Annotated in this window: 11 protein-coding genes; 8 read left to right on the top strand and 3 right to left on the bottom strand. The window is 40.2% G+C overall.

Annotated elements, in window-relative coordinates; translation table 11 throughout:
• Positions 1 to 310: 310 nt before the first annotated feature.
• Positions 311 to 592 (top strand): hypothetical protein, encoded by a 282-nt coding sequence (locus ACLL8Z_RS07780; protein ID WP_411274205.1) that lies wholly within the window; start codon positions 311 to 313, stop codon positions 590 to 592.
• A gap of 120 nt (positions 593 to 712) precedes the next feature.
• Here the strand turns inward: ACLL8Z_RS07780 and ACLL8Z_RS07775 are convergent, their stop codons facing one another.
• Positions 713 to 1,396: a hypothetical protein gene (locus ACLL8Z_RS07775; RefSeq protein ID WP_411274204.1), complete on the bottom strand. Its 684-nt coding sequence runs from the start codon at positions 1,394 to 1,396 to the stop codon at positions 713 to 715.
• A 274-nt stretch (positions 1,397 to 1,670) separates the two neighbouring features.
• Here ACLL8Z_RS07775 and ACLL8Z_RS07770 point away from each other — a divergent pair, with 274 nt between their 5' ends.
• The gene (locus ACLL8Z_RS07770; protein WP_411274203.1) at positions 1,671 to 1,919 is read left to right on the top strand and encodes a hypothetical protein; all 249 of its coding nucleotides are present in this window, start codon (positions 1,671 to 1,673) and stop codon (positions 1,917 to 1,919) included.
• Positions 1,919 to 2,533, top strand: a complete 615-nt coding sequence (locus ACLL8Z_RS07765) for a zeta toxin family protein (protein WP_411274202.1) — start codon at positions 1,919 to 1,921, stop codon at positions 2,531 to 2,533. The genes ACLL8Z_RS07770 and ACLL8Z_RS07765 overlap by 1 nt, the downstream gene beginning before the upstream one ends.
• A gap of 193 nt (positions 2,534 to 2,726) precedes the next feature.
• On the opposite strand, the gene ACLL8Z_RS07760 is transcribed toward ACLL8Z_RS07765, so the two are convergent.
• Positions 2,727 to 3,632: a hypothetical protein gene (locus ACLL8Z_RS07760; protein WP_411274201.1), complete on the bottom strand. Its 906-nt coding sequence runs from the start codon at positions 3,630 to 3,632 to the stop codon at positions 2,727 to 2,729.
• 443 nt (positions 3,633 to 4,075) lie between these two features.
• Between ACLL8Z_RS07760 and ACLL8Z_RS07755 the strand changes: the two genes are divergently transcribed.
• The 4 genes from ACLL8Z_RS07755 (at position 4,076) to ACLL8Z_RS07740 (ending at position 8,528) form a co-directional block, all read left to right on the top strand.
• The gene (locus ACLL8Z_RS07755; protein ID WP_411274200.1) at positions 4,076 to 4,345 is read left to right on the top strand and encodes a hypothetical protein; all 270 of its coding nucleotides are present in this window, start codon (positions 4,076 to 4,078) and stop codon (positions 4,343 to 4,345) included.
• 199 nt (positions 4,346 to 4,544) lie between these two features.
• Positions 4,545 to 4,709 (top strand): hypothetical protein, encoded by a 165-nt coding sequence (locus ACLL8Z_RS07750; protein ID WP_411274199.1) that lies wholly within the window; start codon positions 4,545 to 4,547, stop codon positions 4,707 to 4,709.
• A 16-nt stretch (positions 4,710 to 4,725) separates the two neighbouring features.
• Complete coding sequence (locus ACLL8Z_RS07745) at positions 4,726 to 5,508, top strand: LytR/AlgR family response regulator transcription factor (RefSeq protein WP_411274198.1); 783 nt, start codon at positions 4,726 to 4,728, stop codon at positions 5,506 to 5,508.
• 41 nt (positions 5,509 to 5,549) lie between these two features.
• Positions 5,550 to 8,528 carry a histidine kinase gene (locus ACLL8Z_RS07740; RefSeq protein WP_411274197.1) on the top strand — a complete coding sequence of 993 codons (2,979 nt, stop codon included), beginning with the start codon at positions 5,550 to 5,552 and terminating at the stop codon, positions 8,526 to 8,528.
• Between the two features lie 115 nt (positions 8,529 to 8,643).
• Here the strand turns inward: ACLL8Z_RS07740 and ACLL8Z_RS07735 are convergent, their stop codons facing one another.
• Positions 8,644 to 9,117 (bottom strand): endonuclease domain-containing protein, encoded by a 474-nt coding sequence (locus ACLL8Z_RS07735; RefSeq protein ID WP_411274196.1) that lies wholly within the window; start codon positions 9,115 to 9,117, stop codon positions 8,644 to 8,646.
• A 698-nt stretch (positions 9,118 to 9,815) separates the two neighbouring features.
• On the opposite strand from ACLL8Z_RS07735, the gene ACLL8Z_RS07730 reads away from it, so the two are divergent.
• On the top strand, positions 9,816 to 10,105 hold a 290-nt coding region (locus ACLL8Z_RS07730; protein WP_411274195.1), incomplete at its 3' end, for a hypothetical protein.

Raw genomic sequence — 10,105 nt, 5'->3', positions numbered from 1 at the left:
ATGGCTGGCAAAATACCAGGAACAGACGGAAAAATATCAGAGATTGTCGGATAAGTATAATAAGTTGCTGGAGGAGAAATTGGGATTGAGGGGTGAAGAGGAGTAAATGGCATTTAGTATCAGTGCTATCGTTCCCTGATGTGTATAGTTAAGCTAAGGGGGGCCCGGCATTTGTTATAGAAGTTAAGAGAATACGGCTACCGTCCAAGATGCAAAAGCAACAAACAACAGTTACTAGATCGGATTTTTAACAGAACACATTGCTCAAAGTCTCCTTTTACACTGCCAATGCGCTTAATCTGCTGATGTTATGAAAAGTGTAATGGAGATTCGTGAGAAAGCTAGTCCTGGCACTGATACTGGGTTAACCCTGGCAATTACAGGTAGTGCGTTTAAACCCGCCCTGGATGGGGATTTGCGCGCTAAGCAAGCCGGAGTATGGGTAGACATCCCTGATACTCACGTTTTAGGACAGGATTATACTTGCGAAAGCTCAGGCACCTGCACCGCATTGTTCGATCCGGAAGAGGTTGAATACACTGACGAGAATGCAATTGCAAACTCGATTCAACCTGGCTCCTATCAGAATTAACCAATCGTAGCAGAAGGACTGACTGCAGAAATGCGGTTGGTCCTTTTTTATTGTTTCAGCCAATCAAGTTGAACTGGTTGTATTACATTCAAAACGTTTGTGAGCAACAACAACTTACATTTAACCCCAAAATAAGATTAACAACCGTCGTCGGTATTTTCGTTTTTTCAGTCTATTTTTAACAAGAAAGATTCCCAAAGCGATAGCTAATCCAGCTAAAACACACTGTTTGACCTTAGAGTAAATAGGTTCATGTGTCAGGCTCGCTGGGCGCTTCGGATAGCTTAAGATGTATCTATTTGATTCTTCCCGGATAACCATTTGTTCCAATGCAGCATAATCAATCATTCTGTCTTCTTCCGCTAAGTTGATGACGAGCACAGGCGAGTGGCTTTCTCTATATTTTAGGAACTTTGCATTGCTAATTGGATTTGTAACAACAATTTCAATATAAAGTGGGAATCCGTCGAAAATGACAGTCGCATCGGGCACGAGGTCATTGCACCAAACTTCCGTAACAGGATCAGTATAAGCACGCATCCCTATACCAGCAATATATAGCTCCGTGTTATCTAAAATAATTTTCTTGGCCAGCAAGTGCAGTTCAGTTTCAGGACTCGGATTGCAATTATTCTTATTGCTGTGCCTGAAATGTTTTCTTCTCCGTGTGTTGAGCACTGCCTCAAGCGCTCCTTTACAGTCATGGCAAATGCAGTTGCATTTAAGGCCGGTTAAAACGACTTCGGTGATCGGCGTGATCATACTGGTCTCTTTATGTATGCCGACAATGGTTCGCCCTACCATTTAAGTATTTATTCGACAAAAGGGATATTCATTATCCCCTTTTGCAGATGGAAACTTAATTATATCGAAATAAAAATAATGAAACAAATAAAACATCATACTGAAGTCCGTATTCCCTTGAGATAATATTAAAAGTGAGACACAATAAATTCACGTACAAGATGAAATAAAGTTTTATTACTACCCGACTTATAATTAATTTTAATTAGTGGGTTTGGACAATTCTGAAGCGCTTGTGAAAATATAGAAATAACCAGTACCTTTGTATATAGCAATGGCTAGATTAGTAAAATCATCCAGGACAATATTCGACTGTTCTTTAAAAGAACTTGGGCTAAAACTGCGTCCAAAAGTTCGTAAAGTTAAAGCCCAACATCTCAAAGCAGGACAGTATAATGTGTACTTCGCTCGCGAAAGCGGAAAAGCCATGAATATATTCGTTCATGAGTATGCTACACATCGCGAACTCGTTCAAACTGACTCCATTTCTGGCAAGACGCGCACTCTACGCTATAAGTATTAATGACCAGACCCAGATTATATGTTTTTGCCGGGCCAAATGGTGCCGGCAAGAGTACTATGTCTGCAGATATGCTCCCCTCAGGTACCCCTATTTTTGACGGCGATAAAGAATTCGCCAAATTAAAACTCAGATTTAATCAAACTGACAGTGGAAATCTTATTGATGCGTTAAACGATCACGTCTTTCCGGAGTGGAAACGTGATGTGCAACAAAAAGTTATAGATTGTGCCTTCGAAACTAATTTTAGGACCGCTGATGTTATGAAAAGTGTAATGGAGTTCCGTAAGAAAGGGTATGAAGTTAATCTGATATATTTTGGTTTAGAAAGCTTGGAAGCCTCTATTGAACGAGTAAATGTTCGGGTCGCCCTTGGCGGACATAAGGTTTCGTTGGAAAACCTTACTGCGAATTACGTTCAAGGATTCGAGAATTTAAAAACCTACGTGCTGGAGTTTGACAATGTCCTGTTAGTAAGCAGCCTCGAAATAGATATTAAAAATAATAATAACGAAATATACCCTTATTTAAAGATAGAGATGGGAAAGATTACGGACCAAGCTGATTTAATACCAGAATGGGTCGAATCAATTTTAGAAATAATAGCTTTGAGATAAAATATTAATCAGGAGGTCGAGCGGAAAACCGCTGATTAACTACCTACCGACCAGACAGGCGAATGCAAGATAAAAATTTCGCCAGTATCACGATCGAATGTAAAGTTTGTTGCAATTACGATTCCAGTCAAATTTCAGGAAAATGCCACCAGCAAAGTTAAAATCTAGTAGGAGGATCAGATCGATGAAAATTCTAGAAGATTCCAAGACTTGTATTTACGCCTATTCCAAACCATGCTTTTTTCTGGTAGCTCCATTCGTTAGAATTTTCGCCAAAATTATTATCAAATCCAATAGATAACACTAAACCAAAATTGTTTCTGGCAAAAATAGCATTCATTCCATAGGTAAATGCTGCATTTGTCCTGTCAGTTGTCCAGGTTGTCGGACTTTTTACTGTACTTTTCTTTAAATCAACAGAGGACAATCCAATGAATGGTCCTACCGTAGTAGAAAAGTTGTTTATAGCTCGGGGACTAATTGTTGACCAACCAAATGTTCTACCATAATTGAGGTTTACACCTAAGCTGGACGAAATAGTAGAAAAGGTATTTCCCGTTTTGGGTCTGTACCTAAAAGGGGTAGCACTAACGCCCCAAGTCCAAGCGCGGAAAGGCACAACAATGTACTTAGTTGAATCACCTATAGTTTTTCTTGGACTTAAATCTATTTCAAACTTACCAAGTTCTGTACCGTTTGAAATACATTTGGAAAAATCAGAATTATTATCGTCCGTTATCGACCAAAAATCAACAACAGGCACTCCGGCTTTGTCTAGTGTGATAACTCCCTTAAGGTATTCGCTGCACAGCGAAATATCTTCTTTAGCACCGCTTTTATTCGTGTAAACAAGCTTTAAATAACCGCTTTCAATATCAGCTCGTTTAATTTTATGATAAAATTTTGAGCGGTTCTGAGCAAACGTTGTTGCAGAGAGAAAAAATGATAAAATTAGTAAGAAAATTATTTTCGTTTTGATGCTGATAACAGCGGTGCAAAATTTGTAATTTAATAGGCTGGCTAGAGAATCAATCCACTGAACCGCCACCCAAAATGGTTTGGGAATATCTGACATTAGTATGGAAATATATTTTGCCATGGTTGATAAAAATTTAGTTAAAGTTAATACTTGTCAATTTTCTTATATTAAAGCTTTAGTAAAATTAATTAACCGATAAACTTTTACAATACCCCCGACTGGGTAATTTAACAATGAAGATTAAATTAATAAAAACTAGGCTGGCTACATTAACCTCAAGCAAAGAAAAGCTTCACCAAGAACCCGCTGATAGATAAAGGTGAATTGTTCAACCCGTTCTGGGTTGGTATGACGATTCCGCATGTATATTCACCGGCTTCGCCCGCAGTTATCCATTTAAAATGTCTCCGGCGACTGGAACTTCAGAGAGAGCTCTACGGGTAACTTGATGCTTTTGGTGGTTTAGCTGTTAACGAATTATACTTTATTAAAGCAGAATGTTTAGCCAGAAAAGAAAATACTTCAACTGCCTTACAATCCTTAAATATCCTTCTTGAGCAAAGATGAAAAAAAGGGACGCACCAGCCTATTACTGTCCAAAATGCAGATGCGGCTTTAGCGCTAATCCTGGCAAAACGGAAAAGGAACTTTTATTCAGGGGAACCCGATGGACAGATCTCAGACTGCTGAATCCTAATAGTCAATTTGCCGTCACATTAAACAGAACAATAAATAATCAGCAGGCGATGCTGCAAGCGAATGATAAGCGGTTTGTCCTGCCTATTCCTGATGTGGAGGTGCAATTGAGTGGGATTGAGCAGAATGAGAGATAAGTTTTCCATAACCCCGGACTTTAGTTCGGGGTAATTAATCTCTTAAAATAAATCAAGGTGTTTTTATTCATTGCTATCTGGTGTGTACGTCAGATAAAATAGTTGGTTTGGCCATCAATCAAAAAGCTTACTGCCATTTCCCGCTTCTAATTCCACCCTCTTGGTTTATGTTTTCTGCAGGACGGGATAACGCGTCTTAATGGACACTTTCACAAACTCGAGGTCAGGAAAGGACATAGCACCTCACCCGGGTCTCGCCGGAAGCGATGGAATACCGTTCGCTCAACCATTTTACCGCACACTCAGCCAGCATGAGCATTCAGGAAACGGTCTTAGTAATAGCACATACTATTTGTACCTTTAAATTCTAACGCTTTCTTATGCTAAAAGCCCTGCTGATTGATGACGAGCTGAATAACCTGACAAGCCTGGAATTTCTGCTGCATAATGATTGTAAGGGAATAGAGGTTGCCGGTAAAGCCCTAAGTGCAGTGGAGGCACGGGAATGGTTGCAATTTCATTATGCAGATGTGATTTTTCTTGATATTAACATGCCAGGTGAAGATGGCTTCCAATTTCTCAGCAGCCTTAGATCTCCAAACATTAAAATTATTTTTGTAACTGCCTACAATGAATATGCCTTGCGGGCCATTAAGGCAAGCGCTGTTGACTATATTTTAAAACCTGTTAATATTGACGAACTCCGGAATGCAGTAGAAAAAGTAACGCGCTCAATAAACAACCCGGCGGCTGCAGAACAGAATCAAGCCTTACTCGAGCATCTTTTGGAAACAGTTAAACAGAAGTCAGCCCAAAAAAAAATCGCATTGCCTCAATTAGGAAGTATTATGTTTATTGAAGTGGATGATATGGTATCTCTGCAGGCCGACAGTAACTATACCATTATCCATATGAAAGATATGCAGAAACTGGTGATCAGTAAGACGCTGAAAGATTTTGAAGATCTGCTTGATGAGACTCAGTTTGCAAGGATACATAAATCTTATATCGTAAATCTTAAATATATAAAGGAATACAGCACTACAGATGGCGGCATTGTAAAGATGAGCGACGGCAATCAATGGAGCATCAGCCGCAGGCAGCTAGACTTCTTTCTGGAAAAAATGAAAATGGCCAGCCTCATGTTTGGCAAACATAAATAGTATCTTCCCTATCCTGTCGGATTTATTATCTTTTATTGCCTATGCGTTTTGCAGTTTTTCTTTTGCTTATTTTCTCTATAAGTCTTACCTGCGAGGCACAGCAATTAAAATATACTGCTTTTACGGTAAGTGATGGCCTGCCGAGTAATAATGTATACCGGTGTGTTGAGGACAAATTCGGTTTTTTATGGGTAGGCACAGACAATGGAATTGCGAGGTTCGACGGAAAACGCTTTCAGTTGTTCACAACCAGTCATGGTGTGCCTGATAATGATGTGCTGGAGGTTATAAAGGAAAATAAAGGCCGCATCTGGATAAACACTTTCAAGCAGAAGCCCGCTTATTTTGATGATTTGCAAAACAGGTTCATTAATGCAGGGGAAGACAGCAGCCTGGCAAAGGTAAAGGAAGGTACAGGGATTATGTATTCTTATCCGCTGAAGGACGGCGGTGTCTTATATGTGAATGAACAGGGATCGTTTATCTTCAGGAACAAAAAACTAATTGAATACCCTGCTTTAAAAAAGGGCAGTTTTCTTTTTAAGGAAAACAAGGATGGAACCCAGTTAAGATGGAGGGGAAACATCATTGACTCCGCGTTAAACATATTTCAAACAAAGTTCTACCAAACAAAGGCGGCAACGATCATTGATAGCCTGGTGATTACAAGAACGAGCCAAAAGGACCTTTCCGTTAGAAATATAAAACCAGCCATTGACGACGGAAAATTATATACGTTCTATCCTACACAAGGCAAGTGCATGGTTTATAGTAATTTCAGTGTCAATCCTATTCGTTTTAAACAGGATTCGCTTAAGGTTTCCGAACCATTTTTTGTCTTCGGATTTACGCAAACCTATGTGTATTTACTGGGCAGCTCCGGTAAAATTTATGTCTTTGATAAAAAAACGCTGCAGCAGCAAATGGTTATCAGCGGCAACTATTTGCCCAACTCCATGTTCAACGATAGCAAGGGAAATATCTGGGTAAGCACCGTTGATAAAGGATTAATTCTCTACAAGAAAAGCCAATTTACCACGGTTGAAATGCCTTCTGATTTGAATGGAACTATTTTTTTAAGTATCGCCCGTAAACCGGATGGAAGCTTACTGGCGGGAAATTCATACGGTCAGGTCGTTGAAACAGACGGAAAAACGAGTAAAATTCACCGCATACCCTCGAAAAGCAAAGATTTCAGACAAAAAAAAATATTGATTTCGCAACAGAAGGTCTTTACTTTTTCTGAGGGAGGTATCTATGTGAATTATACCAGGAAGTTGACAAATCCATTAACCCTGGCAAATTATCCTGCAAAAACAGCTATCAGCTATAATGACAGCATCATGATTTTTGGGCTGACATCAGGTTTGAACCGGCTAAATGCACGTACAGAAAAAGTTAGCCCCCTGGGTAATTTGTATAAAAGGATCATGGCAGTAACCAAAACATCAGATGGGCTTATTTATTATGGTTCTACAGATGGTTTATATAAATATGACTATGTAAAGGATGTATCCTCATCTCTCTCTCAAAGCAATATCCTTCTTAGCCAGCGAATAACCGCTCTTTGCGCAACAGCCGATAACCTGATATGGGCTGCCACTTCCAGCAATGGAGTGGTGATTGTAAAGGACGATAAAGTATTGATCAATATAACAGAAATGGAGGGTATGATCAGTAACTCTATACTTAGCATAATCGCTGCGGGGCCTGGCAAAGTATGGCTGGGAACCAACCAGGGTATCAGTGTGATCACCTATAAGTTACGAGGCCGGAATTTGAGTTATTCCATTCAAAACCTTTCTGTTAACGACGGGCTAACCAATAATTCAATTAATGACATGCTGTATCAGAACGATACTGTCTATGCCGCAACAGGGAACGGCATTTCTGTAATACCTGCCAATATTTCCATCCCTAAATTCAATATTCCGGTAAAATTGATTCGCATATCTATTAATCAAAGGGATACCATCCTGTCTGAAGTATATAAACTCGGCTATCATCAGCAAAACATACAAATGCAGTTTGCCGGTATAGAATTAAATGGCCATTTCAAGAACCTGCAGTATACTTTGGACAAAAATGAGAATTGGGTAAATTTAGACGAAAATACGCTGGCCATTCAGTTAAGCACCGGCACCCATACCATCCTGGTCAGGGCGGTTGACGTAAACGGAAACATCAGCAATAAAATCCTGAGTATTCAATTTGATATTGCCACTCCCTTCTGGAAATCTATATGGTTTTGGTTCATAATAGCCATAGCAATACAGATTCTAATCATTTATTTGGTAAACCGGAGGCAGAAAAAGAGGAAGGAAGCGAAATTAGCTCTGGCAATTGCAGGCGTGCAGACGGCATCGCTGGAGCAACAGGCTTTTACTTCATTAATGAACCCTCATTTTATGTTTAATGCGCTTAATAGTATTCAGCATTATATTAATGTGCAGGACAGGCAAAATGCCAATCGTTATCTCAGTGATTTTGCTTCCCTGATCCGGAAAAACTTTGAAGCTGCCCAGAAATCATTCGTCCCGCTGGAACAGGAAATAGAGAACATAAAAATATATCTGCGTTTAGAACAAATGCGCTTCAATGAGAGATTTTCATATAACATAAGCATTGATGAACATGTTGATACGGAAGATTGGATGATTCCCACAATGATCCTTCAGCCTCTTTTAGAGAATGCCTTGCTTCATGGTTTGATGCCTTCTGCCCTGAAAGGAGTATTACTAATTGAATTGAAACTGGAGGACGGGAATTTGATAATCAGGATCACTGATAATGGGATAGGGATTGAAAACAGTATGGCGCTGAAAGAAATTGGCGGGCACAGAAGCCGGGGCATGGAACTGATTAAAAAAAGAATTACAGCCCTTAGCCGCTTCGGAACCCGCGCAATAGCCATCAGCATGTCGCCGGCATTTGAAAGTGAAAAGAATCCTGGCAATAAAATAATTCTCTTTATTCCCATAGAGCTGCACACGGCATGGTTAAAGGCCCAGCATCAATAATTTTACCGCACACTTATGGAATGTAGAGGTGTATCCAGTAAACGGGCGGATTGAAAGATTTAACGGATATCCACCCCCCTGCCCCCGCCAGCGGGGGAAAACTGGGCGGATAGGCTTATCGGATGAGCTTAGGTGTTATCCCTGTGTTTTTTGAAGAGGAAGTCGCTGTGCTTGTCCCCCGCTGGCGGGGGTTGGGGGTGGATTTTTGTTCAAATTCTATAATAAAATCTTCTATCTGATAATATACTCCATTGATCGCTGTTAATACATCATCGTCATCAAATCTCATGATCGTAAATCCCATCGCTGTTAATGCTTCTTCTCTAATTTTATCATTTTCAGCAACCTCTTCCCATTGGTGTGTCATTCCATCCACTTCAATGATTAACATAAGCTCTTTACACATGAAATCAGCAATATAATTTAGTATAGGTCTTTGTCGGCGGAATTGATAGCCGCACAACCTTCTGCCACCCAGTACATATTTCCAAAGGCAGGCTTCCGCCTTAGTCATATCAGCCCTGTTCTGATGGGCAAAACGCCGAAGCTTTTTATTATACCATAGATTATTATTGTTAGGATTTTCCATAAAGGCCGACTGAAGAACAAGTTTATCGGTCTACCGTCGATTGTAAAGGTGTAACTAGTAAGCGGTCGGATTGAAAGATTTAACGGTAATCCACCCCCCTGCCCCCGCCTGTGGGGGAAAGCATGACGCCTAAAGGCTGTGTATCGTCCTAAAAAAGTTATAGTGGTTGATGTAATCCTATAATACGTTTACAGAAAACGTAAACTTATGGATCGAGAAATTCAGGCATGTAGTGTTTCATTTAAACAATCTGTAATAGATCAGATTGTCTTGTCCGCCCAGTGTCCCCCGCTGGCGGGGGTTGGGGGTGGATTTTTTGTTGTGTGTCTTGTCCTAAAATAGGTTTACGATTGGTCTTGTCCGGCTTTTACTTTACAGAAGTCCACCCCCTGCCCCCGCCTGCGGGGGAAAGCTCGCTAAAGTATCGCTTTGTCTTTATTCCGGCTGAACTGCACACGGCCCCGGCTAAACGCACAAAATAAAAAAAAGTTTTACCGTACACTCATTCATAACTGTCACACACACACTGGTTAATACCTGTTAAGCGATCAGCGTTGCCCCAGTTATTAATTGAATTTAAATTAACATAGGATTAGAAATATTCACTCACAATTCCGCAATATACAACCATTAGTAAGGTGTAAATGAATGACCCCGCAGCAGAGCGGCGAGGTATTGTATTACCCAAATAAACAGTAATGAAAAAACTTTTCACACTTTTCTTCCTGGTAATTACGGTGCAGGTACTTGCACAAACCTATCCTATTACCCCTATCACCATTTCATTGCCGGCTAATCCTGACGCCAATACGGCTAATTGGGGAAGCGGTGCAGCCTTACTTACCATTACAGCTGCATCCAGATTAAATAATGGGAGATTAGATGGACGTGTACAGGAAAGTAAAATATTAGTAAGCATTAAGAAAGGTGGCGCTAAAATATGTGGTTCTTATACCAGTAGTTCAGCTCCGTCAGCCAATTTTAATAC

Source organism: Daejeonella sp. (assembly GCF_046590655.1).
Lineage (GTDB): Bacteria > Bacteroidota > Bacteroidia > Sphingobacteriales > Sphingobacteriaceae > Daejeonella.
The sequence above is the reverse complement of the archived record's forward strand: the minus strand, read 5'-3'. Positions and strand labels throughout refer to the sequence as shown.